General features: G+C 73.7%; 23 protein-coding genes. 16 read left to right on the top strand and 7 right to left on the bottom strand.

Annotated elements, in window-relative coordinates; all coding sequences use genetic code 11:
- Window positions 1-3: 3 nt before the first annotated feature.
- Window positions 4-624 carry a Uma2 family endonuclease gene (locus tag DLJ47_RS07145; RefSeq protein ID WP_109899266.1) on the bottom strand — a complete coding sequence of 207 codons (621 nt, stop codon included), beginning with the start codon at window positions 622-624 and terminating at the stop codon, window positions 4-6.
- 142 nt (window positions 625-766) lie between these two features.
- Here DLJ47_RS07145 and DLJ47_RS07140 point away from each other — a divergent pair, with 142 nt between their 5' ends.
- From DLJ47_RS07140 to DLJ47_RS07120, 5 genes are all read left to right on the top strand, one after another.
- Window positions 767-1,867, top strand: coding sequence for an ABC transporter ATP-binding protein (locus DLJ47_RS07140; RefSeq protein WP_109899276.1), 1,101 nt, complete (start codon window positions 767-769; stop codon window positions 1,865-1,867).
- 173 nt (window positions 1,868-2,040) lie between these two features.
- The gene (locus DLJ47_RS07135; RefSeq protein ID WP_109899265.1) at window positions 2,041-3,162 is read left to right on the top strand and encodes an ABC transporter ATP-binding protein; all 1,122 of its coding nucleotides are present in this window, start codon (window positions 2,041-2,043) and stop codon (window positions 3,160-3,162) included.
- On the top strand, window positions 3,159-4,166 hold the full coding sequence (locus DLJ47_RS07130; protein ID WP_109899264.1) for an ABC transporter permease: 1,008 nt from the start codon (window positions 3,159-3,161) through the stop codon (window positions 4,164-4,166). The genes DLJ47_RS07135 and DLJ47_RS07130 overlap by 4 nt, the downstream gene beginning before the upstream one ends.
- A 10-nt stretch (window positions 4,167-4,176) precedes the next feature.
- Window positions 4,177-5,163 carry an ABC transporter permease gene (locus DLJ47_RS07125; RefSeq protein ID WP_109899263.1) on the top strand — a complete coding sequence of 329 codons (987 nt, stop codon included), beginning with the start codon at window positions 4,177-4,179 and terminating at the stop codon, window positions 5,161-5,163.
- Window positions 5,164-5,317: 154 nt separating this feature from the next.
- On the top strand, window positions 5,318-7,060 hold the full coding sequence (locus DLJ47_RS07120; RefSeq protein ID WP_109899262.1) for an ABC transporter substrate-binding protein: 1,743 nt from the start codon (window positions 5,318-5,320) through the stop codon (window positions 7,058-7,060).
- Between the two features lie 101 nt (window positions 7,061-7,161).
- Here the strand turns inward: DLJ47_RS07120 and DLJ47_RS07115 are convergent, their stop codons facing one another.
- Window positions 7,162-9,303 (bottom strand): S9 family peptidase, encoded by a 2,142-nt coding sequence (locus tag DLJ47_RS07115; protein WP_109899261.1) that lies wholly within the window; start codon window positions 9,301-9,303, stop codon window positions 7,162-7,164.
- Between the two features lie 86 nt (window positions 9,304-9,389).
- Between DLJ47_RS07115 and mshB the strand changes: the two genes are divergently transcribed.
- The 3 genes from mshB to DLJ47_RS07100 all read left to right on the top strand — a co-directional run bounded on the left by mshB (window position 9,390) and on the right by DLJ47_RS07100 (window position 11,323).
- The gene (gene mshB, locus DLJ47_RS07110) at window positions 9,390-10,316 is read left to right on the top strand and encodes an N-acetyl-1-D-myo-inositol-2-amino-2-deoxy-alpha-D-glucopyranoside deacetylase (protein WP_109899260.1); all 927 of its coding nucleotides are present in this window, start codon (window positions 9,390-9,392) and stop codon (window positions 10,314-10,316) included.
- Between the two features lie 17 nt (window positions 10,317-10,333).
- Window positions 10,334-10,771 carry a hypothetical protein gene (locus DLJ47_RS07105; protein ID WP_109899275.1) on the top strand — a complete coding sequence of 146 codons (438 nt, stop codon included), beginning with the start codon at window positions 10,334-10,336 and terminating at the stop codon, window positions 10,769-10,771.
- 81 nt (window positions 10,772-10,852) lie between these two features.
- On the top strand, window positions 10,853-11,323 hold the full coding sequence (locus tag DLJ47_RS07100) for a hypothetical protein (protein WP_109899259.1): 471 nt from the start codon (window positions 10,853-10,855) through the stop codon (window positions 11,321-11,323).
- Window positions 11,324-11,359: 36 nt separating this feature from the next.
- On the opposite strand, the gene DLJ47_RS07095 is transcribed toward DLJ47_RS07100, so the two are convergent.
- Entirely contained in the window at window positions 11,360-12,319 is a 960-nt protein-coding gene (locus tag DLJ47_RS07095) for a GNAT family N-acetyltransferase (RefSeq protein ID WP_109899258.1), read from the bottom strand.
- A 79-nt stretch (window positions 12,320-12,398) separates the two neighbouring features.
- Between DLJ47_RS07095 and fdxA the strand changes: the two genes are divergently transcribed.
- From fdxA to DLJ47_RS07070, 5 genes are all read left to right on the top strand, one after another.
- Complete coding sequence (gene fdxA, locus DLJ47_RS36685; RefSeq protein ID WP_088992046.1) at window positions 12,399-12,725, top strand: ferredoxin; 327 nt, start codon at window positions 12,399-12,401, stop codon at window positions 12,723-12,725.
- Window positions 12,722-13,828: a succinyldiaminopimelate transaminase gene (gene dapC / locus DLJ47_RS07085; protein WP_274703358.1), complete on the top strand. Its 1,107-nt coding sequence runs from the start codon at window positions 12,722-12,724 to the stop codon at window positions 13,826-13,828. Before fdxA ends, dapC begins: the two co-directional genes overlap by 4 nt.
- 97 nt (window positions 13,829-13,925) lie before the next feature.
- Window positions 13,926-14,951: a prephenate dehydrogenase gene (locus DLJ47_RS07080; protein WP_109899256.1), complete on the top strand. Its 1,026-nt coding sequence runs from the start codon at window positions 13,926-13,928 to the stop codon at window positions 14,949-14,951.
- A gap of 74 nt (window positions 14,952-15,025) precedes the next feature.
- Window positions 15,026-15,661 (top strand): SIMPL domain-containing protein, encoded by a 636-nt coding sequence (locus tag DLJ47_RS07075; protein ID WP_109899255.1) that lies wholly within the window; start codon window positions 15,026-15,028, stop codon window positions 15,659-15,661.
- The gene (locus DLJ47_RS07070) at window positions 15,661-16,308 is read left to right on the top strand and encodes a nucleoside/nucleotide kinase family protein (protein ID WP_109899254.1); all 648 of its coding nucleotides are present in this window, start codon (window positions 15,661-15,663) and stop codon (window positions 16,306-16,308) included. Before DLJ47_RS07075 ends, DLJ47_RS07070 begins: the two co-directional genes overlap by 1 nt.
- Window positions 16,309-16,339: 31 nt before the next feature.
- Here the strand turns inward: DLJ47_RS07070 and DLJ47_RS07065 are convergent, their stop codons facing one another.
- Both DLJ47_RS07065 and DLJ47_RS07060 read right to left on the bottom strand, forming a co-directional pair.
- Window positions 16,340-18,985 (bottom strand): hypothetical protein, encoded by a 2,646-nt coding sequence (locus DLJ47_RS07065; protein WP_109899274.1) that lies wholly within the window; start codon window positions 18,983-18,985, stop codon window positions 16,340-16,342.
- 102 nt (window positions 18,986-19,087) lie between these two features.
- On the bottom strand, window positions 19,088-19,645 hold the full coding sequence (locus tag DLJ47_RS07060) for a sugar O-acetyltransferase (RefSeq protein WP_109899253.1): 558 nt from the start codon (window positions 19,643-19,645) through the stop codon (window positions 19,088-19,090).
- Between the two features lie 139 nt (window positions 19,646-19,784).
- Here DLJ47_RS07060 and DLJ47_RS07055 point away from each other — a divergent pair, with 139 nt between their 5' ends.
- A complete protein-coding gene (locus DLJ47_RS07055) occupies window positions 19,785-23,129 on the top strand; it encodes a S8 family serine peptidase (protein WP_109899252.1) in 3,345 nt (1,114 codons plus the stop codon).
- A gap of 51 nt (window positions 23,130-23,180) precedes the next feature.
- Here the strand turns inward: DLJ47_RS07055 and dapD are convergent, their stop codons facing one another.
- Window positions 23,181-24,140, bottom strand: coding sequence for a 2,3,4,5-tetrahydropyridine-2,6-dicarboxylate N-succinyltransferase (dapD, locus tag DLJ47_RS07050; protein ID WP_109899251.1), 960 nt, complete (start codon window positions 24,138-24,140; stop codon window positions 23,181-23,183).
- An 80-nt stretch (window positions 24,141-24,220) separates the two neighbouring features.
- Between dapD and dapE the strand changes: the two genes are divergently transcribed.
- The gene (gene dapE / locus DLJ47_RS07045) at window positions 24,221-25,294 is read left to right on the top strand and encodes a succinyl-diaminopimelate desuccinylase (protein WP_109899250.1); all 1,074 of its coding nucleotides are present in this window, start codon (window positions 24,221-24,223) and stop codon (window positions 25,292-25,294) included.
- Window positions 25,295-25,403: 109 nt separating this feature from the next.
- Here the strand turns inward: dapE and DLJ47_RS36205 are convergent, their stop codons facing one another.
- Window positions 25,404-25,571 (bottom strand): hypothetical protein, encoded by a 168-nt coding sequence (locus tag DLJ47_RS36205; RefSeq protein ID WP_199235728.1) that lies wholly within the window; start codon window positions 25,569-25,571, stop codon window positions 25,404-25,406.
- Between the two features lie 155 nt (window positions 25,572-25,726).
- Here DLJ47_RS36205 and DLJ47_RS07040 point away from each other — a divergent pair.
- Window positions 25,727-26,116: SLOG cluster 4 domain-containing protein (locus tag DLJ47_RS07040; RefSeq protein WP_446723538.1), on the top strand; the 390-nt coding region annotated here is incomplete at its 3' end.

Raw genomic sequence — 26,116 nt, 5'->3', positions numbered from 1 at the left:
CCGTCAGGCGACGAGCTGCTCCGGCCGGATCGTGGCCCGGACCGGCTCGGTCAGCTCCAACGTCTCACCGGGCTCGGTAACCGACCGCTCGACGTACTGGCTGCCCTGCCCCTGGTAAAGGTGCATGGTCAGGGTCTCCTGCTCGACCAGCAGGTACCACTCGATCCCGGCTGCGGCATAGCAGTGCATCTTGAGCACCCGGTCGACGACGGCGGTGTGCGGCGCGGAAACCTCGCCGACGAGACGCACAGCGGCGGCCGGCAGGCAGAGCGCGTCCGCTTCGAAGTCTGTGGTGACGACCAGATCAGGATTGAGGATCCGCCCTGCGGCGAGCCGGAGATTGATCACCGGGAGCGGCGTTAGCCCGGTCGCTCGGCATCCGGTGGTCAGCGTGCTGAGCAGGTTCCCCACTATCACCTGGTGCCGGAAGCAGGGCGGCGGTCCGATGAGCAGTGCGCCGTCGAGCAGTTCTATCCGCCAGGTCGTCTCACCGAGGGCGAGGTAATCCTGCTCAGCCCACGGCAGGTGCCGGTTGAGAACAGCAGCGGGAAGCACCTCTTCAGTAAAGCGATCCGGGCGACCGGAGTGGATTCGAGCGACGGCGTGTCGGGCAGCGGAGTCCATGGATGTGCTGGTGAGGACTGTTCACAGCCGTTGCCGACTCGTTACTCTGAGGCCCGCTGACAGTCTCCGGCTCTGTAGCTTATTTTCGCCCTCAGGGATTTGCTGTAGGTTCTCTTCACTACTGAGGGAGGCGGTCGTGGACATGCCGGAGTCGGCGCCGTCCGGGCAACCGGACGACCGCCCCAGCGTGCCCGAGCAGCGCGGTGCCGACGCGCCCTACCTGCGGGTGGACGACCTGCGGGTGCGGTTCGACACCGAGGACGGCGTGGTGCGCGCGGTCGACGGCGTGTCGTTCGCGGTGCAGCGCGGCCGGACGCTCGGCATCGTCGGCGAGTCCGGCTCGGGCAAGAGCGTGACCTCGCTGGCCATCCTCGGCCTGCACAACCCGAAGCGCACCACCGTCACCGGGGAGATCCACCTCGGCGGCCGCCAACTGGTCGGCCTGCCCGAGGGCGAGGTACGCCGGCTGCGCGGCCGGGACATGGCGATGATCTTCCAGGACCCGCTCTCCGCACTGCACCCGTACTACACGGTGGGCAAGCAGATCGTCGAGGCGTACCGGGTGCACCACCCGCGGGCCGGCAAGCGGGAGGCCCGGCAGCGGGCGGTGGACATGCTCGGCCGGGTCGGCATCCCGCAGCCGGCGCGCCGGTTCGACCAGTACCCGCACGAGTTCTCCGGCGGCATGCGCCAGCGCGCGATGATCGCGATGGCGCTGGTCAACGACCCGGAGCTGCTGATCGCCGACGAGCCGACCACCGCGCTGGACGTCACCGTGCAGGCGCAGATCCTGGATCTGCTGGCAGACCTGCAGGCCGAGTTCCACTCCGCGATCATCATGATCACCCACGACCTCGGCGTGGTCAGCCAGGTCGCCGACGACGTGCTGGTGATGTACGGCGGCCGGGCGGTCGAGCACGGCAGTGTCGAGCAGGTGCTGCGCCGGCCGCAGCACCCGTACACCTGGGGGCTGCTCTCCAGCGTGCCGTCGCTGCACGGCGACGCGGACGCGGAGCTGGTGCCCATCCGGGGCAACCCGCCCAGCCTGATCAACCTGCCGTCCGGCTGCGCCTTCCACCCGCGCTGCCGGTACGCCGACCGCAACGGCGACCGGTCCCGCACCGAGGTGCCGCGGCTGGGGCCGGCCGGCGAGGACGGCCACCTGGTCGCCTGCCACCTGCCCGCCGCCGACCGGACCCGGCTCTACCAGGAGGACATCGCACAGGTGGGGGTGGCGCGGTGAGCGCGAGGAACGCAGCGCAGCGGAGTACCGCAGTCGCGAACGAAGGCGGGCTCCGGTGAGCGCGAGGAACGCAGCGCAGCGGAGTACCGCAGTCGCGAACGAAGGCGGGCTCCGGTGAGCGCGAGGAACGCAGCGCAGCGGAGTACCGCAGTCGCGAACGAAGGCGGGCTCCGGTGAGTGCCGGGGCGGAGACGGCGCCGCCCCAGCCGGCGACGGCCGACGAGCCGCTGCTGCGGGTGCGCGGGCTGACCAAGCACTTCCCGGTTCGCAGCGGGTTCCGCAACCGCAGCGTGGTGCGGGCGGTGGACGGCCTGGACTTCGACGTGCGCCCGGGCGAGACGCTCGGCCTGGTGGGGGAGTCCGGCTGCGGCAAGACAACCACCGGTCGGATGCTGGTCCGCCTGCTGGAGCCCACCGCGGGGAGCATCGAGTTCGCCGGGCGGGACATCACCCACGCCGGCCGCCGTGAGCTGCGCCCGCTGCGGCAGGACCTGCAGATCATCTTCCAGGACCCGTACGCCTCGCTGAACCCCCGGCACACCGTCGGCCGGATCGTGGCGATGCCGTTGCAGGTCAACGGCATCAACCCGCCGGGCGGGATCAAGGCCCGGGTGCAGGAGCTGCTGGAGCTGGTCGGGCTGAACCCGGAGCACTACAACCGGTACCCGCACGAGTTCTCCGGCGGCCAGCGCCAGCGCATCGGTATCGCGCGAGCCCTGGCGCTGCGGCCGAAGCTGATCGTCGCCGACGAGCCGGTCTCCGCCCTGGACGTGTCGATCCAGGCGCAGGTGGTCAATCTGCTCCGCGACCTGCAACGCGACCTGGGCCTGGCATTCGTCTTCATCGCGCACGACCTGGCCGTGGTCCGGCACTTCTGCCAGCGGGTCGCCGTCATGTACCTCGGCAAGATCGTCGAGATCGGCGACCGGGACGACATCTACGAGCGGCCGCAGCACCCGTACACCCGGGCGCTGCTCTCGGCGATCCCGGACGTCACCAAGCTCGGCCCGGCCGGCCGGATCCGGCTGGCCGGCGACGTGCCCACCCCGCTCGACCCGCCGTCGGGCTGCCGGTTCCGCACCCGCTGCTGGAAGGCGCAGGACATCTGCGGCACCGAGGAGCCGGCGCTGGTGTCCCGCGACGGCGGCAACCAGGCCGCCGCCTGCCACTTCCCGGAGCGGGGACCCGTCGAGGCCGCCCCGGGCGCGCAGTCGGCGGCCCCGGACGCCGAGCCGGCGGGCCAGGGCGGCGAGCCGGCGGGCACGGCTGCGGGCGTCGAGGAGGTGTCGAGATGAGCATGTCCCCGGTGGAGGGCGTGGCGCTGGCCGAGATCGACTCGAGTGGCGGTGCCGACGTGCCGAAGGAGAAGGGCTTCGTCGGCCGCTCGCCCGGCCAACTCGCGATGCTCCGGCTGCGCCGCGACCGGACGGCGATGGTCAGCGGGGCGATGCTGGTCTTCTTCGTGCTGGTCGGGCTCGCCGCGCCGCTGATCGAGGCGCTCTACGGGATCAGCCCGCGCGACCAGTTCCAGGCAAAGCTGGACGGCTTCGGCATGCCGCTGGGCTACGCCGGCGGCGTGTCGGGGGACCACTTCTTCGGGCTGGAGCCCAACCTCGGCCGGGACATCTTCATCCGGCTGGTGTACGGCCTGCGTACCTCGCTGCTGATCGCCTTCGCGGCGGCCGTGATCACGGCCGTCATCGGCATCGCGCTCGGCGCTCTCGCCGGCTACCTCGGCGGCTGGCTCGACGCGGTGATCAACTGGATCACCGACCTGACCCTGGCCATGCCGTTCCTGATCATCGCGCTGGCCCTGACCCCGACCCTGACCCTGCGCTTCTACGGCGAGCGCGACGCGGTCTCCCCGGCCTTCGGCGTCGGGGTGCTGATCGCCGTCTTCGCCATCTTCGGCTGGACCGGCACCGCCCGGCTGGTCCGTGGCCAGGTGATCGCGCTGCGCGAGCGGGAGTTCGTGGAGGCCGCCAAGGCCAGCGGTGCCGGGTTGGCGCACATGCTCTTCCGGCAACTGCTGCCGAACATCTGGGCGCCGATCCTGGTGTCGTTCTCCCTGGCCGTGCCACAGTTCATCACCAGCGAGGCCGCGCTGTCGTTCATCGGCGTCGGGCTGACCGAGGAGACCCCGAGCTTCGGCCGGATGATCTACCAGAGCCTGGACTATCTCCAGACCGACCCGGCCTTCGTCTTCTTCCCCGGCATCACGATCTTCGCGCTCGTGTTCGCGTTCAACCTCTTCGGCGACGCGCTGCGCGACGCGCTCGACCCGAAGTCGTCCCGGTAGGGGTTATCCCATGGCGCGCTTCCTGATCAAGCGGCTCTTCTCCGCGGTGCTCACCCTCTTCGCGGTGAGCGTGCTGACCTTCCTGATGTTCTTCGCGCTGCCCCGCGACCCGGTCAGCGGCATGTGTCCAAAGAACTGCAACCCCGAGCGGCTGGAACGGGTCCGCCAGGAACTGGGCCTGCGCGACCCATTGATCACGCAGTACGCCGGCTACATGAAGGGCATCTTCACCGGGCGGGACCTGGGCAGCGCGCAGGGCGGACGGTGCGACGCGCCCTGCCTGGGTTGGTCGTACGTCAACAACGAGGCGGTGCTGGACACCATCACCCGGGTGCTGCCGGTAACCCTGAGCATCGTGATCCCGGCGGCGATCCTCTGGCTGCTGCTCGGGGTCGGCCTCGGCATGGTCTCGGCGTTGCGCCGGGGCACCTGGCTGGACCGGGCCGCGATCGGCTTCTCGCTGACCGGCGCCTCGTTGCAGCTCTACTTCGTCGGCGCGGTGCTGCTGCTGGTCTTCGTCTACAACCTGCGCCTGCTGCCCGTGCCGAGCTACACGTCCATCTTCGACAATCCGTTGAAGTGGGCCAGCGGCCTGGTGCTCGCCTGGGTCGCGCTGGCCTTCCTCTTCTCCGCGATCTACGCCCGGCTGTCGCGGGCGCAGATGCTGGAGACGCTCTCCGAGGACTTCGTCCGTACCGCGCGGGCGAAGGGCCTGGCGAAACCGAAGGTGTACGGGAGGCACGCGCTGCGCGCCGCGATCACGCCGGTGGTCACCATCGCCGGCCTGGACGTGGGCGCGGCGCTCGGTGGCACGGTGATCACCGAGACCACCTTCGGCATCCAGGGCCTGGGGCGGACCGCGGTCGAGGCGGTGCGGGCCGGCGACCTGCCCACCATCATGGCCACCGTGCTCATCTCGGCGGTCTTCGTGGTGATCGCCAACGTGCTGGTCGACCTGCTCTACGCGGCCATCGACCCGCGCGTACGGCTGGGGTGACCCGCCCGTCTCGGCCGGCGCGCCCTCCCGGGTGTCCGGCGAACCGCCGGTGAAATTTATCGACAACTGTTACACAACTCGTAGGTTTTCTTCTTTACGATCCTCGGGACGTCGGCGTTCACGCCCGGCGGCACCTGGGTGGAGGAGGTAGGAGATGCGACCACGCGTGGCGGCCGCCGCAGGCGGCGCGATCGCTCTGGTTGTGGCATTGGGTGCGTGCTCGGAGAACACGGGCGAGGGCACCACGGTAGACACGAACCGGCAGCAGACCGGCGTCATCGCGACGGACCCGAAGGACTCCAAGGGTCCGGCGGCCGAGGTGCCGGGCGCCCAGAAGGGCGGCACCTTCACGATCATTCGGGAGACCCCCATCTCCCACCTGGACCCGCAGCGGACGTACTCGTTCGCCGGCCTGATGGCGTCGCCGCTGTTCTCCCGTTACCTGACCACGTGGAAGGACGACGGCAAGGGCGGCCTGGTCCTCGTCGGCGACCTGGCCGAGACGCCGGGTACCAACGTCAACAACGACTGCAAGGTCTGGGAATTCAAGATCAAGGACGGGGTCAAGTTCGAGGACGGCCGGCCGATCACCTCCAAGGAGATCGCGTACGGCATCGCCCGCTCCTTCGACCCGGACCTGTCGGGCGGCCCAACCTACATCCAGGAGTGGCTGGCCGACAGCCCGCAGTTCGACACCAAGTGGGACTTCAAGGCCAACAAGACCTCGCTGCCCCCGGGCCTGACCACCCCGGACCCGAAGACCCTGCGCTTCGAGTTCGCCAAGCCCCGCTGTGACCTGCCGTTCGCGGTTTCGCTGCCGACCACCGCGCCGCTGCCAGCGGACAAGGACACCGGCGTCAACCTCGACAACGCGCCGTTCTCGTCCGGGCCCTACAAGGTCGCCAAGAACCAGGTCGGGGTGCAGCTCACCCTGGACCGCAACCCGCACTGGGACCCGAACACCGACCCCGTGCGGCACCAGTACCCGGACCAGTTCGTCTGGAGCTTCGGCCCGACCGCCGACGCCGCGAACAACCGGGTGATCGCGGACAACGGCGCCGACCAGAGCGCCATCGCCTGGAACTTCGTGCCCGCGTCGCTGGTCGCCAAGGTCGCCAACGACCCGGCGCTCAAGCAGCGGACCATCCTCTCCCCGACGCCGAGCGCAAACCAGCTCGTCATCAACAACCAGCGGGTCAAGGACCTGAAGATCCGCCAGGCGCTGAACTACGCCATCGACCGGGAGGGCCTGATCAAGTCGGTCGGCGGGCAGACCGTCGCGTCGCCGCTGACCACGCTGATGCCGCCGTCGACGATCGGCTTCAAGGCGTACGACGCGTACCCGGCCGGCGCGAACGGCAACGTCGAGAAGGCCAAGGAACTGCTCGGCGGCCAGACGCCGGAGCTGGTCCTCGGCGTCGCCGACAACACGACCGAGCAGCAGATCGGCACCCAGCTCAAGGGCAACCTGGAGCGGGCCGGCTTCAAGATCACCGTCCGGAACATCCCGGACGACTCGAAGCTCGACGAGGTCAAGAAGAAGGACAACCCGTGGGACCTGTACATCGGTAACTGGGCGGCGGACTGGCCGAGCGGCGCGTCGATCCTGCCGGTGCTCTACGACGGCCGCACCATCAAGCCCGAGGGCAACAGCAACAGCGCGTTCTTCAACGACCCGGCGATCAACGCCGAGTTCGACCGGATCCTGGCCCTGCCGCCGTCCGAGCAGGGCCCCGAGTGGGCCAAGCTCGACGAGCGGATCATGAAGGAGCACGCCCCGGTCGTGCCGCTCTACGTCGACGTGGCCTACCTGGTGCACGGCTCCAAGGCCGGTGGCGTCTTCGTCTCCAGCGTCTTCGGTTACCCGTCCTTCGTGAACGCGCACGTCAAGCAGTAACCCGCAGGCATCAACCGCACCGGACGGGCCCCGGTCGACAGCGTCGTCGACCGGGGCCTCCGTGCATCCGCCCGCGCGGTCCCGCCCACCGCCCGCCGCGCTCAGAGGTGGGTACGGAGGAAGTCCAGCTCCAGCTTCAGCAGCCGCTCGGCGGTGCCGCCGGCGGCCATGTGGGTGGCCCCGGTCAGCGGCAGCACGCTGTGCGGGCGGCCGGTGGCCAGCAGCGCCGCCGAGAGGCGCAGCGTGTGCGCGGCCACCACGTTGTCGTCGGCCAGGCCGTGCACCAGCAGCAGCGGCCGCGCCTGCTCCGGGGCCGTCACCGGCTCGCCGGCCAGCTCCACCAGCGAGTGGTGCGCGTAGACGTCCAGCCCGTCGTCGGGCAGGCCCAGGTAGCGCTCGGTGTACGCGGTGTCGTAGAGGGCCCAGTCGGTCACCGGCGCGCCGACGATGCCGCACCGGAACAGCTCCGGATGACGCAACACCGCCAACCCGGCCAGCCAGCCGCCGAACGACCAGCCCCGGACGGCCACCCGGCCCAGGTCGAGGTCGGGATGCTTCTCCGCCAGCGCGGTGAGGGCGTCCACCTGGTCGAGCAGGACCACGTCGGCCACCCGCCGGTGGATCGCCTTCTCGAACGACGGGGCCACCCCGGGCGTGCCCCGGTTGTCCACGACCACCACCGCGAAGCCGGCGTCGGCCCACCACTGCCGCTCCAGCCAGGCCGCCCGGGCGGCGACCACCTCCTGGTGCCCCGGCCCGCCGTAGACGTCCAGCAGCACCGGCAGCCGGCGACCGGTGACGTGGTTGTCCGGGTAGAGCACCGCGCTCGGCAGCCGCCGGTCGGTCACCCGTTCCAGCAGCGGCAGCGGCGAGTACGGCGGGGTGGCGGCCAGCGAGCGGAGCACCGCCACCTCCCGGTCGCCCTGGTACACCGTCCACCGGACGCCCGGATGGTCCAGTGAGGCGCTCCCCACCACCAGCACGTCCCCGCCGACCGCGCCGGTGTGCCAGCCCGGGTCGGTGGTGAGCCGGCGGGCGTCCACACCGCCGCCGATGGTCGTCCGGACCCGGAACAGGTGCCGCTCGCTCGGCTCGCCGTCGCTCGCCTCGACCAGCAGGTCGGCCGGGCCGGAGCCGCCCGGCAGCCGGCCCACCACCCGCCGCACGTACAGCGAGGGCGGGGTGAGCAGGGTGCCGTCGGCGAAGAGGCAGCGCGCGTCGTACCCGTCGTGGGCCAGTTCGCCGCCGACCAGCACCCGGCCGTCCGGCAGGTGCGCCGGGGTGCCGGCGATCGGCTCCACCCAGCGCGGGTCGGCCAGTTCCGCGTGCACCTGCGTCTCGCCGGTGCGCGGGTCGACGGCCAGCACCAGCCCGTGCTGCTGGGAGCGGCGCAGCACGGTGATCAGCGGCCCGCCGTCGGCCCACTGCACCGAGGTCAGGTAGGGGTAGGTCTCGCGGTCCCAGTGCACGTCGACCCAGCCGCCGTCGAGGTCGAGCAGATGCAGGCTGACCTCGGCGTTCGGCCCGCCCGCCCGGGGGTACGCGACGGTGGTCGGCGGGCTCGCCGGGTCGGCCGGGTCGTGCAGGTGCCACCGGTCGAGCCGGGACTCGTCCACCCGAGCGGCCAGCACCGAGCGACCGTCCGGCGCCCACCAGTAGCCGCGGAACCGGTCGAACTCCTCGGCCGCGATGTGCTCGGCCAGCCCCCAGGTGACCCCGGAGTCCTCGCCGGCCAGCAGGTTGTCGGTGCCGTCCGGCTCGACCACCCGCAACTGCCCGCGGCGCACCCCCTCGGCGGCGTCGGTCACGTACGCCAGCCGTTCCCCGGTCGGGTCGGGCCGGGGGTCGAGCACCGGCCCGACCGCTGCCACCTCGACCACGTCGCCGTGCACCAGGTCGGCCCGGAACAGCCGCCCGGCCAGCGCGAACACGGCCACCCGACCGGCGCCGTCGAGGGCGTACGAGCCGATGCCGGCGGCGCTCAGCCGCAGCCGCTCGCGCAGCGCCCGCTCACCCGGCCCGAGCGCGGCGCTGTCGGCCTCCGCGCCGAGCAGCGCGGCCGGGTCGGCGACCAACCGTTCCGCGCCGCTGGCGACGTCCAGCAGCCAGAGCGCGTCGGCGGGATCCTCCGGGCCGGCGGAGCGCAGGAAGACCACCCGGGAACCGTCCTCGGCCACCGAGACGGCACGCGGCGCACCGTGGCTGAACCGGCGGGTACGGGCGGCCAGCTCCGGAAAGTCCACAGGCCAGATCGTAGATCGGGCTCCGGGGTGATGTGGCCGACCTGCCTGGACGCGTACGGGTCGGCGGGGCAGAACCGCCGGTTAGAGTGACCGTCGTGACGACGCTGCCCGACCGACGCCTGCTGCTGGTCCACGCGCACCCCGACGACGAGTCCATCGGCACCGGCTCGACCATGGCCCACTACGCCGCCACCGGCGCCCACGTCACGCTGGTGACCTGCACTCTCGGCGAGGAGGGTGAGATCCACGTGCCGGCGCTGGCCCAGCTCGCCGCCGCCGAGGCCGACCAGCTCGGCGGCTACCGGATCGCCGAGCTGGCGGCCGCGTGCGCCGCGCTCGGCGTCACCGACCACCGCTTCCTCGGCGGCGCCGGCCGCTACCGCGACTCCGGGATGATGGGGCTGCCCACCAACGAGCACCCCCGGGCCTTCTGGCAGGCCGACCTCGACGAGGCCGCCGGGCACCTGGTGGAAATCATGCGAGAGGTACGCCCCCAGGTCATGATCACGTACGACGACAACGGCTTCTACGGCCACCCGGACCACATCCAGGCGCACCGGGTCGCGATGCGCGCACACCAGCTGGCCGCCGCCGAGGGCTTCGCCCCGGCGAAGGTCTACTGGACGGCCATGCCGCTGAGCGTGCTGGAGGCCGGCATGAACCACTTCGTCGAGTCGTCGGACAATCCCTTCGCCGGCATCGAGGACCTCTCCGAGCTGCCCTTCGGCACCCCGGACGAGCAGATCGCCGCCCGGATCGACGCCACCGAGCAGCACGCCGCCAAGGAGGCGGCGATGCGCGCGCACGCCACCCAGATCCCGTCCACCTCCTGGCTCTACTCGATCGCCGGCAACTTCGGCAGCGAGTTCATGGGCGTGGAGTACTACACCCTGGCGGTGGGCGAGAAGGGGCCGGGCTCCGGGCCGTACGGCTGGGAGGACGACCTGTTCGCCGGGCTGGACGTGGCCGACGGCCCGGACCGGTCCCCGGTCGCGGCGGCCGGTCTCCGGTGACCCTGCCCGCCGCCCCGATGTCGGTCGCCCCGGACGAGACCACCCCGCCGCCGGCCGACCGGCCGCACCCGCTGCTCGACCTCACGCTGCGGTGGGCCGGCGGCCTGGTGGCGGTGCTTGCCGGGGTGGCGACCGGGGTGCTGGAGCTGCTGCTCGCCACGGTGCGGGTCGGCGGGCAGCTGATCGGGCTCTCGGCGCTGGTCGCCATCGGCGCGAACATCGCGCTGAGCTGGTTCGCCCACGAGGCGGTCGGCCGCCGGTGGGCGGTGGCGCTGCCCGGCGTGCCCTGGTTCGCGCTGATGGCGGTCGCCGCGGTCCGCACCGACGAGGGTGACCTGCTGCTCGCCGGGGACAACTGGGTCGGGCTGGCGATGATCGTGGCCGGCGCGATGACCTTCGCGGTGATGGGCTTCCGGCAGATCCTGGCGCCGCCGCCGGCACCCGGACGGGACTGACGGCACACAGCTTCCGGTGGTAAGTATTCCTGCCAGGAGGCCCGCCGCCGCGGCGGGCGCGAGTACGGCGGGAGGCGTGCGATGAGGGAGCGGTGGCGCGCGATCGGTTTGCTCGCGGTCGCGCTGTTCGCGGTCAACGTGGTAGCCCGGCTGATCATCCGGTTCGGCTTCGACGGTGCCGACGACACCGCCGCCGCCGACCGGGTGTCGCTCGGGATGTTCGTGGTGATCGGCCTGGTCCTGGCCGCGCTGGCGTTCGTCTGGGGGCGGCGCCGGCCGGTGGGCCGCTGGGCGGCCGACATGGCCGCCGGGGTGGGGCTGGCGCTGCTGCTGACCGTGCTGGTCGGGCCGCTGCTGGTCGGGCAGAACCCGTTCGGTGGGGGTGCCGGTACGTTCTTCGCCCAGATCTGGCTCTACCTCGCCGCCACCGCGGCCGGGGTGCTGCTCGGCTACCTTGTCCTCACCGCGCTCGGCCTCGACCACCGCTCGCAGACCCTGAAGCGGTACGCCGAGATCAAGACCGCCAAGCCGCGCCGCCCGGTCCGGCGCTGATCCCGGCCGCGCCCGGCTTGGTCGGCGGGCGGTGGGTCAGTGCGGGGCGACCCGGGTGAGGTAGGTGTGGTGGGTGGTGAAGCCGAGCCCGCGGTAGAGCGCCACCGCCCCCGTGTTGCGCTGCTCGACCTGGAGGAAGGCGTGGCTGGCGCCGGTCGCCGCACCCCAGTCGGCGAGCGCCCGGATCACCCGGCCGGCCAGCCCCTGCCGCCGCGCCTCGGGCAGCACCTCGATCAGGCTCAGGCCGAGCCAGCGGCCGCCGCCGGTGACCGTGCCCCGGCCGACCGCGACCAGCGTGCCGGCGGCGTACACCTGGGCGAAGCGGACCTGGTCCACGGCGGTGAGCACGTGCCGGGCGGCGTCCGGCAGGCCGCCCTTGCGGCCGGCGGCGATCGCCAGCCAGTCGTCGGACGGCGCGCCGACCAGCTCGACCGGCGGCGCTCCGGGACGCTCCGGCGGGCCGGGCGGCATCCCGGCCAGCGGCATGGTCTGCACCAGCACGGGCGGGCGGCTCTGCCAGCCGCGCGCGTCCAGTTCGGCGCCGACCGGCGCGGCGAGCGGCAGCGGGGTGTTCACCAGGGCGGGCTGTCCACGCTCGGCGTACCAGCGGACGACCGCGTCCACGGCCGCCGGCAGCGGGCGGTCCGGGTCGCCCACCGGCAGCGCGCTGTTGGCCCGGCCGGTCCAGCCGTCGGCGCTGCGCAGCAGCCAGCCGCCGAGACGTTCCCGGGTGGGCGCGGGCCAGGCCTCGTCGGCGGCCAGTTCCAGGGCGGTCACCGCGGCGGCGGTCGGCCGGCGCGACGGCGGGACCCGCTTGGCCCGGTGCACCTCCGACCGGGGCACCTGGAGCCTGCCGTGGTCGGTGGTGAGGGTGAGATGGGTCTCGCTCAGCTCGACCAGCTCGCCGAGGGCGTCCGAGAACAGGGGTCTGCCTTCGCGAATCCCCACAATCCGGCGTACCACCACCCGGTGGCCCACATCCTGCTGACCCAGCACGATCGACCCCCTCCCCGGCGAGATACTAGGCTCTAACCGTCGCGGGTGATCGCGGCGTGTCTTGCGGAGGAGAAGATCGGTGACCTACATCATCGCCGAGCCGTGCGTGGATGTGCTCGACAAGGCATGCATCGAGGAGTGCCCGGTCGACTGCATTTACGAGGGCAACCGGATGCTCTACATCCACCCCGACGAGTGCGTCGACTGTGGTGCCTGTGAGCCGGTCTGCCCGGTCGAGGCGATCTTCTACGAGGACGACGTCCCGGAGCAGTGGAAGGACTACACCGCGGCGAACTACGAGTTCTTCGAGGACCTGGGCTCGCCCGGCGGCGCCTCGAAGATCGGCAAGGTGGAGAAGGACGCGACCTTCGTCGCCGCCCAGCCGCCGCGCGGAGAGGGCCACTGAACCGGCCCGGGCCGGTCTCGTCACGGCTGCCCGAGTTCACCTGGGACGCCCTGGACGCCGCGGCCGCACTGGCCGCGGCGCATCCGGACGGCATGATCAACCTCTCAATGGGTACGCCGGTCGACCCGGTCCCCGAGGTGATCCGCCGGGCGCTGGCCGACGCGTCGGACGCCCCCGGCTACCCGCTGACCGCCGGCACCCCCGCGCTGCGGGACGCGATCGCGGCCTGGGTGGCCCGGGCCTGCGGGGCCGGCGTCGACGGGTTGGGCGTGCTGCCGACGATCGGCTCCAAGGAGCTGGTGGCCTGGCTGCCCACCCTGCTCGGGCTCGGCCCCGGCGACGTGGTGGTGATCCCGTCCGTCTGCTACCCCACGTATGAGGACGGGGCCCGGCTCGCCGGCGCCACCACGGTACGGACCGACTCGCTGACCGCGGTCGGCCCGACCCCCCGGGTGCGGCTGGTCTGGGTCAACTCGCCCGGCAACCCGACCGGCCGGGTGCTGCCCGCCGCCCACCTGCGCAAGGTCGTCGACTGGGCCCGCGAGCGCGGTGCGGTGGTCGCCAGCGACGAGTGCTACCTGCCGCTGGGCTGGTCCGCCGAGCCGGTCTCGGTGCTCTCGCCCGAGGTCTGCGGCGGCTCGTACGACGGCGTGCTGGCGCTGCACTCGCTCTCCAAGCGGTCCAACCTCGCCGGCTACCGGGCCGGTCTGGTCGCCGGTGACCCGGCGCTGGTGGCCGAGCTGCTCAAGGTCCGTAAGCACGCCGGGATGATCGTGCCGGCGCCGGTGCAGGCCGCCATGGTGGCCGCGCTGGGCGACGAGCGGCACGCCGACGAGCAGCGGGAGCGCTACCGGGCCCGGCGGGAGCGGCTGCACGCCGCGTTCACCGCCGCCGGGTTCACCATCGAGCACTCCGAGGCGGGGCTCTACCTCTGGATGACCCGGGGTGAGGACTGCTGGCAGACCGTCGACTGGCTGGCCCGCCGGGGCATCCTGGTCGCCGCCGGCGCCCTCTACGGCCCGGCCGGTGGGCAGCACGTCCGGGTGGCGCTGACCGAGTCGGACGAGCACGTCGCGGCGGTCCCGGGCCGGCTCCGCGACTGACCGCGGAGCCGAGGGGCTGCCGGAAAAGCGATATCCTCGGCGCCGAACCGAGTCGGGGTGTCCTCGACTCGTACCGACCGAACCGCCGAGGTGCGTGATGGTGGACAGGCCCGGTGGGCAGTTGCGGGCCGCCGTGGTGGGCACCGGCCTCATCGGCGGGTCGATCCTGCTCCGGCTGCACGAGTCGGGCGTGCCGGTCACCGGCTGGGACCCGGACGGGGCGACCCGGGTCGAGGGGCGCCGGCACGGCGTGCCGTTCCCCGACGACCTGGGCGAGGCGGTCCGGGACCGCGACGTGGTGTTCCTCTGCGGGCCGCTGCCGACCCTGCCGGAGACCCTGCTCACCGTCACCAAGTACGCGCCCGACGGCTGCGTCGTCACCGACGTCGGCAGCACCAAGGGCTCGGTGTCGGCGTTCGCCGTCGAGCACGGGCTGACCGACCGGTTCGTGCCCGGGCACCCGATGGCGGGCACCGAGCGGTCCGGGTTGACCGCCGCCGTTCCGGCGCTGTTCGAGGGGGCGGCGTGGGTGCTCTGCCCGGCCGCCGAGGGGCTGCCGGCGTTCCGGCTGCTGGTCGACCTGGTCCTGGACGTCTTCGCCGCCCGGGTGGTGCCGATGACCCCGTCCGTGCACGACTCGGTGGTCGCGCTCTCCTCGCACGTCCCGCACCTGCTGGCCGGCGGGCTCGCCGGCGCGGTCGCCGGCTCGGCGGTACGCGACGCGGTGCTCGGGCTCGCGGCCGGCAGTTTCCGGGACGGCACCCGGGTGGCCGGTACGCCGGCGAAGCGAACCGCCGACATGCTCTTCAACAACCGGGAGCAGGTGGTCCGGCAGCTCGACCAGGTGACCGCCGTGCTCGGCGAGCTGGCCGAGGCGTTGCGCGGGGACGACATCGACGCCCTGGTCGGGCACTACCGGCGGGCCGGGGAGGTGCGCGCCGCCCTGCTCGACCGTGACCTGCACCCGCACCACCGGGCCTTCCCGGTCGACGGCGACCACGCGGCCGAGCTGGCGTACCTGCTGGAGCTGGGCGCGGCGGGCGGCTACCTGACCCGGTGCCGGGTCGACGCCGGCGCGGTGTCGTACACCGGCCACCGCCCCGACGGGCCGGCGGCGTCCTGACCCGGTGCCGGCCGTCCCGGGCCGGCGGCCGGGCATCGGGCGCACGGCGGTCGGGCCGCCGTTAGGGTGAGGGCATGGTGGACGGGCCGGTGGTGGCGGTGCGTGGCGAGGCGTACCGGGAGGTGCCGCCGGAGATCGCCCGGTTCACGGTGACCGCGCGGGCTCGCGACCGCGACCGCGAGGCCACCCTGGCCCGGCTGGCTGAGCGGGCCGCCGCGGTCCGGGTGCTGCTCGACGGGTACGGCCCGACGATCGAGCGCCGGGAGACCGGTGAGCTGCGGGTCCGGCCGGAGACCCGGCGGGCCACCGAGCGGGTGGTGGCCTGGCACGGCAGCGTGACCACCGCCGTGACGGTCAGCGACTTCACCGCGTTGGGTGAGCTGATGCTCCGCCTCGCCGACCAGGATCAGGTCGAGGTGGCGGGGCCCTGGTGGTCGCTGCGTCCGGACAGCCCGGTGCACCGGGAGGCGCGGCACGCCGCGATCGCCGACGCGCTGCTGCGCGCCCGCGAGTACGCCGAGGCGCTCGGCGCCCGGGTGACCGCCCTGATCGAGCTGGCCGACGCCGCCGCCGAGCAGCCGATGTTCGCCCGGGCCGCGTACGGCCAGGCCGCCGGTGGGCCGCCGGAGCTGGAGCTCGACCCGCAGCCGCAGCCCGTCCAGGCGACCGTGCAGGCGCGGTTCGCGATCAGCGAGCCGGTCCTGGGCTGATGCCGGCGGCCCGGGTCCTCCCCGTCGACGAGTTGGTGGCGCGGGCGCGCGCCCTGGCCGAGGCCGGTCCACGGCAGCTGCTCGGCATCGCCGGCGCGCCGGGCGCTGGCAAGTCGACGCTGGCCGAGCGGGTCGTCGCGGCGATCGGCCCGACCGCCCGGCTGGTGCCGATGGACGGCTTTCACCTCGCCCAGTCCGAGCTGCACCGGCTGGGCCGGGCCGACCGCAAGGGCGCAGTGGACACCTTCGACGCGAACGGCTACGTCTCGCTGCTGCGCCGGTTGCGCCGGCTGGAACCGACCTCGGTGTGGGCGCCGGCGTTCCGCCGCGACCTGGAGGAGCCGATCGCCGGTGCGATCGAGGTACCGCCGGAGGTCCGGCTGGTGGTGACCGAGGGCAACTACCTGCTGCTGCCCGACTTCCCGTGGGAGGAGGTGCGGACGCTGCTGCACGAGGCCTGGTTCCTCGACCTGGACGTCGAGCTGCGGCTGCGCCGGCTGACCGCCCGGCACGTGGCGTACGGGCGGTCGCCGGAGCAGGCCCGGGCCTGGGCGATGGGCAGCGACGAGGCGAACGCCACCCTGGTGGCCGGCACTGCCGACCGGGCCGACCTGGTGGTCCGGCTGGCCGAACCCCCGCCGGTGTGACGGCTGGCCGAACCCCCGCCCTGGGTGACGGCTAGCCGAACCCCCGCCGGGGTGACGGCACCGCCTGTCGCAGCAGCCAGGCCACCCGGGACCGCTCCCGGTGGAACTCGGACGACTCCGGGTAGCCGCTGTGGTTGCGGATCGGCGGGTCGGCCACCTCGCCGGCGCTGGGGTGCAGCGCCTCCGGGTCGCGGACGGCCACGTCGCGTTCCCCGGCGGTGACCGGCCAGCCGAGCGGGTCGGTGTTCCGCCAGAAGTTCGTCCAGCCGGTGCCCCCGCCCGGTCGGCGTAGCGCCTCGGCCAGCGCCGGCAACCGGTCCGGCCCGAAGTACGCCGGGAAGACCCGCCCGTAGAGGCGGGTGAGCTGGCAGCCGTAGGAGAAGAACCAGATTCGGCGCCGCCACCGGGCCGGCAGCTGGAGGATCACCGCGGCGCAGAGCACGGTGCCCTGGCTGTGTCCGGAGAGGATGATCCCGTCCATCCGGTGATGGTCGTTCGGGGCCAGCGCCAGCAGCCCGGCGGTCCGGGTCTGCAGTTCCGGCACGGCCCGCTCGGCGTAGCTCGGCGGGGCCAGCGGGTGCGCGGCGCGGGGCCAGAAGGTACCCACGTCCCAGACCACGCCGACCGTGCGGCGCACCGTGTCGTTGCGGTAGACCAGCAGGCCGACGGTGGCGACCAGCGCCGGCAGCCAGCCGAGCAACGCGTCGCCCGCGTCGGCGACCGCCCGGACCACCGCCGCGCCGCCGGTCGCGGTGGCCGGGTGCGGCGGGGACCGGGTGAGCACGGCGGCGCAGCCGAGCGTGACCAGCACCGCGGCGGCGACGGCGTACCCGCCGACCAGCCGCAGGCCGTGCTCGCCGACGAGGCGGTGCAGCGCCCGGAAGGTGCTGACGTCGCGGCCGCGGCGCAGGTCGTGGCCGGAGAGCGCGTGCCCGGGTGGCACCAGCGCGGCGTACTCCTGGCGGCGCAGCCGGTAAAAGCGCAGGCCGGCCACGGCCACCGTGCCGGCGAGCGCCAGCAGCGCGACGGCGAAGGCGAGCCCGGCCCACATCACCGGCACCGGCGGCACCACGGTGGGCGGGCCGCCGGACGGGGCCGTGTCGAGCCGGTCGGTGACCCAGTAGAGCAGCCCGCCGCTGTAGGAGATGCAGAGCACCCAGCCGAAGCCGGCGATCACCGCTGGTCCGCGGCCGCCCCAGGCCAGGTCGGTGTGCGCCGCCAGCGGCTGGATGTCGACGGCGGACCGGGTCCGGGGGAGCAGCAGGCCCGTGCCGGCCAGGACGATCGCCACCAGGGCGACCAGCCAGATCTCCAGCTGCCGCGGGGCGGCCGGCAGCCCGGGCAGCCAACCGGAGATCCACCCGACGCCGAGCGGGAGCAGCAGCCCGGCGGCGAGCGGCGCCGCCAGGGCCCGCCGGCCGGACCGGGACACCGCGCCGATGGCGATCAGCAGCAGCAGTTGGCCGGTGCCCAGCCAGGCGATGACCCAGTCGAAGCCGGGCAGCGACCGGTCGGCCGCGCAGCCAGGGCCGGCCGGGTCCCGAGCGCAGCCGGCCGGGGGGCGCAGCGCGGCCAGCGGGGTGCCGGCGGGACCGTCCGGCAGCAGCAGGAGCAGCACGGTGCCGGCCAGTCCGAGCCCGGTGAGCACGATCAGGCCGCCGCTCAACCGGCCCAGCGGGGTGTGCCCCGCGCGCCGGGTCAGCCACGGCCGGCCCAGCACGACCACTGTGCAGAGCAGCACCGTGGCGAGACACGCGACCGTCGTCCCGGCGACCACGGCCCGCGGTCCGCGGGGCGGGTCCATGGCTAGCACCGCACCGAGCGGCACGGCGGCCGCGACGGTGGCGCCGGTGCACAGGTGCAGCAGGCCGGCGCGGCGCAGCTGCCCCTCCCCGGACCAGAAGGTCGGGTCCTGCAACGGGTTCACCGGCCGGGTCGGGGGCGGTTCCGGCGGGGGCGGCGCCGTCTCCGGCTGCGCGACGGTGGGCGGGACGCCGGGCGGCCCGTCCGCCGGGGCCTCGGCCGGTGCCCGGCCGGTCACCGGGCCGGTCGGCGCGGCCGGCATCTCCGCCTCGTACTGGTAGGTCCGCCAGGCCACCAGGCCGAGCACGGTGAGCAGACCGAGCGGGACGACCAGGCCGACGGCGAGCGACCGGGCGCCCTCGCGCCACCAGCCGTGGGCGAGGAACTCCCAGGGGCCGGGGGCGCGGGCCAGGCACTCCCGGTCGACGCACTGCCAGCCGATCAGGTCGACGCCCACGCCGGACAGGGTGAGCATCAGGGTGCCGGTCATGCTCAGGCAGAACAGCCGGATCAGCCAGGCGGTGAGGCCGGTCCGGCTGCGCCAGCGTTCGGTGTCCGGCTCGGCCGGGATCTCCGGTCGGGCGTGCAGCGCGACGTTGGCCAGGGTGAACGGGAGCAGCAGCGTCCACAGGGCCCGCTCGACGTCGCGTGCGGTCCGCGCGCCCGAGGTCAACTGCCCCCAGCTGTACGCCTCGACGACCACCGGGTCGTCCGGGCCGGTGGCCGTCGAGCGGTAGAAACCGGTTATCGGGCCACCGGCGACCAGCCATGGCCGGGGCGGTTCGGCGCCCGCCTCGCCGCGCAGGCCGAGCGTCTGGTGCGGCGGGGTGTTGGACACCCCGTGCACGCGCAGTTCGAGGACGCGACCGACCATCCCCGCCTCCCGGGTGACGACGTCACCACCCACAGTGCCTGGTCCGGTGACGTTGCGCCATCCGCCGAGGAGCTGTTTGTGCAGGTCGGGGCCTTGATCGGGTCAGTCGAGCTGGCGTACCGGGCGGGCCGGGTTACCGACCGCGACGACGTTGGGCGGGAGGTCCCGGGTCACCACGGCGCCCGCGCCGACCACCGTGTTCTCCCCGACGGTGACCCCGGCGAGGACTATCGCGCCGCCGCCGAGCCAGACGTTGTCGCCGATGGTGATCGGCTTGGCCGCCTCCCACTTCGCCCGCCGGGGCTCGGGCTCCACCGGGTGGGTCGGGGTGAGCAGCTGCACGTTCGGTCCGACCTGGACGTCGGCGCCCACGGTGATCGGCGCGACGTCGAGGAACACCGCGTGGTAGTTGACGAAGGTGCGCGGCCCGAGCCGGATCTGCCAGCCGTAGTCGCAGTAGAACGGTGGTCGGACCCAGGCGCCCTCGCCCACCTCGCCGAGCAGTTCGCGCAGGGCGGCAAGGCGGAGTTCCGGGTCGGCCGCGGGACTGGTGTTGAAGCGCTCCATCAGCCGGGCCGCGCGGTCGAGGTCGGCGTTGATTGCCGGGTCGTCGGCGATGTACGGCTCGCCGGCGAGCATGCGTTCCCTCATGGACGTCACCCGCCGATCATGCCCGCCCGGCCGGTCGACGGGTTGGCAACTCCGTCATCTTTCCGTCTTCACTATGCATACCCGGTATGCAATTCTGACGGTTGTCAATGTGTCTCTCAGTGGATGAACGCTTCACGAGGAGGATCCGTTGCACCGAATCAGAAAACTGGCCGGCCTCGGCCTCGCGCTCGGTCTGGTGCTGGGCACCCCGGGCCTGGCCGTGGCCCAGGCCCCGACCGCGCCGACCATCGCGGCGCCGGACACCACCGCCCGACCGGGCGCGCCGAGCGTCGGGCGGTCCGCCACCGTCACCCTGCTCACCGGCGACCGGGTCACCGTCACCGCGACCGGCTCCGCCAGCGTACGACCGGGTCCGGGGCGGGACGACGTCCGCTTCCTGACCCGCCGGGAGCGGGGTCACCTCACCGTCGTGCCGCACGACGCCCTGCCACTGATCCGGGCCGGCCGGGTCGACCGGCGGCTCTTCGACGTCACCGAGCTGGTCGCGGCCGGCTACGACGACGCCCGGCGTGCCGACCTGCCGGTGCTGATCGCCGGGGGCGCGGGGAACGCCCGGCGGGCCGCCGCGCCCGCGGGCGTGACGGTCACCCGTGACCTGCCCGCCATCGGCGCAGTGGCCGCCCGGGCGGCCAAGCAGCGCAGCGGGGAACTCTGGGCGGCGCTCACCGCCGCCGGTGCCCGGGTCGACACGGCGGGGGGTGTCGACCGGGTCTGGCTGGACGGCCGGCGGCGGATCACGCTGGAGCACAGCGTTCCGCAGATTGGCGCACCGGCCGCGCACCAGGCCGGCGTCACCGGCCGGGGCGTACGGGTCGCGGTGCTGGACACCGGCGTCGACGCCGGGCACCCGGACCTGGCCGGCCGGGTGGCCGAGGCGCGCAACTTCACCGAGGAGGCGGAGCCGGGCGACGTGATCGGGCACGGCACCCACGTCGCCTCGATCATCGCCGGTGGCGGCGCCGCCTCGGGCGGGCGCTACCGGGGCGTGGCGCCGGACGCGACGCTGCTTTCCGGCAAGGTCTGCGAGACGGACTGGTGCACCGACTCGGCGATCCTGGCCGGCATGCAGTGGGCCGCCGTCGAGCAGCGGGCAGACGTGATCAACATGAGCCTCACCGGCGGCGACACCCCGGAGGTCGACCCGCTGGAGGCGGCGGTGCAGGCGCTGACCGCGCAGACCGGCGCGCTCTTCGTGGTCTCCGCCGGCAACGACGGCGGCTTCGCCCCGGTCGGCTCGCCGGGCACCGCCGACGCCGCCCTCGCCGTCGGCGCGGTCGACCGGGACGACGTGCTCGCCTCCTTCTCCAGCCGCGGCCCCCGGGTCGGCGACGACGCCCTCAAGCCGGACCTCACCGCACCGGGTGTGGAGATCGTCGCCGCCCGCGCCGCGAACGGGGTGATCGGCGACCCCGTGGGAGATAGGTACGTCTCGCTCTCCGGCACCTCGATGGCCGCCCCGCACGTCGCCGGTGCGGCGGCGCTGCTCGCCCAACGGCACGGCGACTGGACCGCCGGCCAACTCAAGGCGACCCTGATGGCCGCGGCGAAGCCGCACCCCGAGCAGACCGCGTACGAGCAGGGCGCCGGCCGGGTCGATGTGGCGCGGGCGATCGACCAGCGGGTGACCAGCGAGCCGGCGAGCGTCTCGTTCGGCCGGGCGCTCTGGCCGCACGCCGACGACACCCCGATCACCCGGGAGGTGACCTGGCGGAACACCGGACCGAGCGAGCTCACCCTCGACCTCACCGTCGAGGCCACCGGCCCGACGGGCGCACCGGCGCCGGCCGGCATGTTCACCCTGAGCGCGGACCGGGTCGTCGTGCCGGCCGGCGGTACGGCCACCGCGACGGTCACCGCCGACACCCGGCCCGACGGCCCGGACGGCCACTACACCGGCCGGGTCGTCGCCCGCTCCGGCGACACCGTCGCGATCACCCCGCTGGCGGTGAACCGGGAGGTGGAGAGCTACACGCTCACCGTCCGGCACCTGGGCCGCGACGGCGCGCCGACCGGCCAGCACAGCAGCACCCTGGCCGGACTGGACGGCTTCGTCGTCCACGACCTGTACGACCCGGACGGCACCGCCGAACTGCGGGTGCCCAAGGGGCGGTACGGCCTGTCCAGCTACCTGTTCACGGTGGACGGCGACCAGGTGACCGACTCCGCGATCCTGGCCCGGCCCGAGCTGGTGCTCGACCGGGACACCACGATCACCGTCGACCTGCGGCGGGCGAAGCCGGTCCGCACCACCGTGCCCCGGCGGGACGCCACCCCGGTGCTGGTCGACGTCGGCGCGAACTTCACCGCCACCGACGGCAGCTCCTACAGCTTCGGCCTGCTGGGCTTCGACTTCACCGGGATGGCCAGCGGACAGGTCGGCCCGGCCGGCTCGGCCGAGCGCTTCGTCGGCACGGTGACCAGCCAGTGGGCCGACCGCGAGGCGGCCAGCAGCCCGTACCTCTACGCCCTGGCCGAGGGCTTCCCCGGCCGGATGCCGACCGGCTTCGACCGGCACTACCGGGCGCGCGACCTGGCCACGGTCACCCAGCGGTTCCGGGACGGCTATCCGGGGCTGGCCGCCGAACGGATGGTCTACGCGCAGCTGGAGCCGGACGTCGGAGGCTGGGCGGCGGTGCTGCCGACGGCGGCGCCGGGGCAGCGGGTCGAGCACTACAACACCCGTGGCGTGCGCTGGTCGTCGGAGCTGCTGTTCGGGGTGCGGGCCGACGACGGCTGGCTCGAACCCCGGGCCGCGCTGGGGTCCGAGGCGCGGGCCTACCGGCCGGGCCGGCACCTGCGGGAGAACTGGAGCTCCGCGCCGTACGGCCCGTCCTTCCCGGCGCCGCGCTGGCCCGGGCAGGGGGTCACCCGGCAGGGTGACGTGATCGTGCTGGACGTGCCGCTGCACAGCGACGCCGAGGGCCACGCCGGCGGTTCGGCCGCCGACACCGCCCGGACCGCCCTCTACCGCGACGGGGTGCTGGTCGGGGAGAACGCCGAGCCGGGCTACGGCGAGTTCGAGGTGCCGCCGGGCGCCGCCGACTACCGGCTGGAGACGCTGTCCCGGCGCGGCTTCACCGACCTCAGCACCGAGGTGGCCACGGCCTGGACGTTCCGGTCCCGGCACGTGGCCGGCGGGGACTACGCCCGGCTGCCGGCGATGGCGATCCGGTTCGCGCCGCGGCTGGACGCCGGCAACGCCGCCCCGGCCGGCCGGGAGTTCGTGATCCCGGTCGAGGTCCGGCGGCAGCCCGGCGCGCCGGGCGGGCGGGTCGCCGCGCTGACCGTCGAGGTCTCCTACGACGGCGGGGCGACCTGGCAGCGGGCCCGGGTCCGGCCGGCCGGCGACGGCTGGACGGCCGGCGTACGGCATCCGGCCGGCGCGGGTCACGTGTCGCTGCGGGCCACCGCCCGGGACACCGCGGGCAACACGGTGACCACCCGGATCGTCCAGGCGTACCGGCTGCGCTGAGGCGTACCACCTCCGGGTCCGCGGCGTACCGCGGACCCGGAGGCGTGGCCGTCAGTCGTTGGCGTGCAGCGCGGCGTTCAGCTCGATGCCCCGGCCGGTACGCGGCCGCGCCTCCAGCGCGCCGGTGACCGAGTTGCGCCAGAAGAGCAGGCCGTCCACGCCGGAGAGTTCGCGGGCCTTGACCACCCGCCCGTCCGGCAGCGTGATCTTGGAGGCGGCGGTGATGTAGCAGCCGGCCTCGACCACGCAGTCGTCGCCGAGTGAGATGCCGACGCCGGCGTTCGCGCCGACCAGGCTCCGCTCGCCGATGCGCACCTTCTCGGTGCCGCCGCCGGAGAGCGTGCCCATGATCGAGGCGCCGCCGCCGATGTCCGAGCCGTCACCGACCAGCACGCCCTGCACGATCCGCCCCTCGACCATGGAGGCGCCGAGCGTGCCGGCGTTGAAGTTCACGAAGCCCTCGTGCATCACCGTGGTGCCGGAGGCCAGGTGCGCGCCGAGCCGGACCCGGTCGGCGTCGGCGATCCGGACGCCGGAGGGGACCACGTAGTCGGTCATCCGGGGGAACTTGTCCACCCCGTAGACGGCGAGGTAGCGGCCGGCGGCCCGCTCGATCACCCGCAGCTCGTCCACCCGCTCCGGCGGGCACGGCCCGGCCGACGTCCAGGCCACGTTCGCCAGCTTGCCGAAGATGCCGTCCAGGTTGACCTCGTTGGGCCGGACCAGCCGGTGGGAGAGCAGGTGCAACCGGAGGTACGCGTCGGTGGCGTCCTTGATGGGGTCGTCCAGCGAGCCGATCACCGTGGTCACCTCGACCGTACGCAGACCGGGCAGCGTCCGCTCCCCGACCGCGCCGGGCGGCAGGTCGAGCACGTCGGCCTCGTCCTCGCCGGCCACCAGCGGCAGCTCGCCGAGCCCCAGCTTGCCGGTCGGGTACCAGGTGTCGAGCACCTGGTCGTCGGCGGTGACGGTGGCCAGGCCGATACCCCAGGCGGAAACTGCGGACGTCACTGATTCACCTTTCGTTCGCGGCTGCGGGGCTCGCAAGCTCACTCCTCGCGCTCACCTGAACTGACGGTACCGTGCGAACCATGGAGAACCCGCTGACCCCCGAGGTCCTCGCCGATCCGGTGGCGCTGACCCGTGCCCTCGTCGACATCGAGTCCGTCTCCCTCAACGAGAAGGCGATCGCCGACTGCGTCGAGGAGGTGCTGCGGGGGGTGCCGCACCTGACCACCTTCCGGTACGGCAACACGGTGATGGCGCGTACCGACCTCGGGCGGAGCCAGCGGGTGGTGCTCGCCGGGCACCTGGACACCGTGCCGCTGAACAACAACTTCCCGTCCACCATGCGCGGCGACCTGATGTACGGCTGCGGCACCTCGGACATGAAGTCCGGCGTCGCGTTCGCGCTGCACCTGGCGGTGACCCTGCCCGACCCCCGCTACGACGTGACGTACCTGTTCTACGAGGCCGAGGAGATCGAGTCGAAGTACAACGGGCTGGAGCTGGTCGGCGCGGCGCACCCGGAGTGGCTGGTGGCCGACTTCGCGGTGCTGCTCGAACCGACGTACGGGATCGTCGAGGCCGGCTGCCAGGGCACCATGCGGGCGATCGTCACCACCCACGGCGAGCGCGCCCACGCGGCCCGGTCCTGGCACGGGGTGAACGCCATCCACGGTGCCGGCGAGGTGCTGCGCCGGCTGACCACGTACGAGGCGCGCCGGGTGACCATCGACGGCTGCGACTACCGCGAGGGGCTCAACGCGGTCCGGATCAACGGCGGGGTGGCCGGCAACGTCATCCCCGACCGCTGCGAGATCGAGATCAACTACCGGTACGCCCCGGACCGCGACCCGGTGGCCGCCGAGGCTCACCTGCGCGAGGTCTTCGCCGGCTTCGACCTGGCGGTGACGGACGCGGCGGCCGGCGCGCCGCCCGGTCTGGACGCGCCGCCGGCACAGGAGTTCCTGGCCGCCGTCGGCGCCGCGCCGATCGGCAAGCTGGGCTGGACCGACGTGGCCCGGTTCGCGGCCATGGGCATCCCGGCGCTGAACTTCGGCCCGGGCGACCCCAACCTGGCCCACCACCGGGACGAGCACGTGGAGATCAGCAAGATCCGCGACGGCGCCGCCACCCTCCACCGCTGGCTGGCCTCCGCCTGACCGGGCGGTCCGGCACACATGATCAAGAGGTTCGCGTCGACCGGGTGCCCGGTGACGCGAACCTCTTGATCGAGAACGGACCCCGGCGGGTGTGGGCGCCGGTGGGCGGTCAGCTGGACAGGGACGTGTCCGGGGTGGAGCGGACCTCCGTGGGGTCGCCGGCCGGGTCGGTGGCGACGGGCTCCATCTGCCGGGCGCGGCGGCGCTCGGCCACCACGTCGCGGATCCGCCGCTGCATCTGCCGGCGGATCCGGATCATCTCGCTGTTGCTGATCACGCTGACTCCTCCCCCGAAGGCGCGCGCCGGGGCATACCCGGTATGTGAATAGTAAGACGTACGAGCCAGCGAAATAGTTGCCCAAGATCGCGAACAATTTCCCGGCCTCGCCGCCCCGCGCACCCGGCCGGTACGACTCCACTACGGTTGCTCCCATGAGCCAGAGCAACGGACGGGAGGCCGGCCGCGCGCCCGGGCAGGAGCGGCACCGGGGCGCGGTCACGCTGCGCCGGCAGGCGATCCCCACCAGCACCGCCGACCAGCGCCTGCTCGACTCCCGGGCCCGCAGCGACTGGAAGACCAAGGACGCCTGGCGGGCGCTGCGGATCCTCTCCGAGTTCGTCGAGGGGTTCGACACCCTGGCCGACCTGCCCCCGGCGGTGAGCGTCTTCGGCTCCGCCCGCAGCCTGCCGGAGAGCCCGGAGTGCCAGCTGGCCGAGGCGCTGGGGGCCGCGCTGGCCCGGGCCGGCTACGCGGTGATCACCGGTGGCGGGCCGGGGGTGATGGAGGCGTCCAACCGGGGCGCCAGCGAGGCGGGCGGGCGC

Origin of the sequence: Micromonospora sp. S4605, assembly GCF_003176715.1 — a bacterium.
Classification (GTDB): Bacteria; Actinomycetota; Actinomycetes; order Mycobacteriales; family Micromonosporaceae; genus Micromonospora; species Micromonospora echinaurantiaca.
Note: the sequence above shows the minus strand (reverse complement) of the source record. Positions and strands in the feature narration are given on the sequence as shown.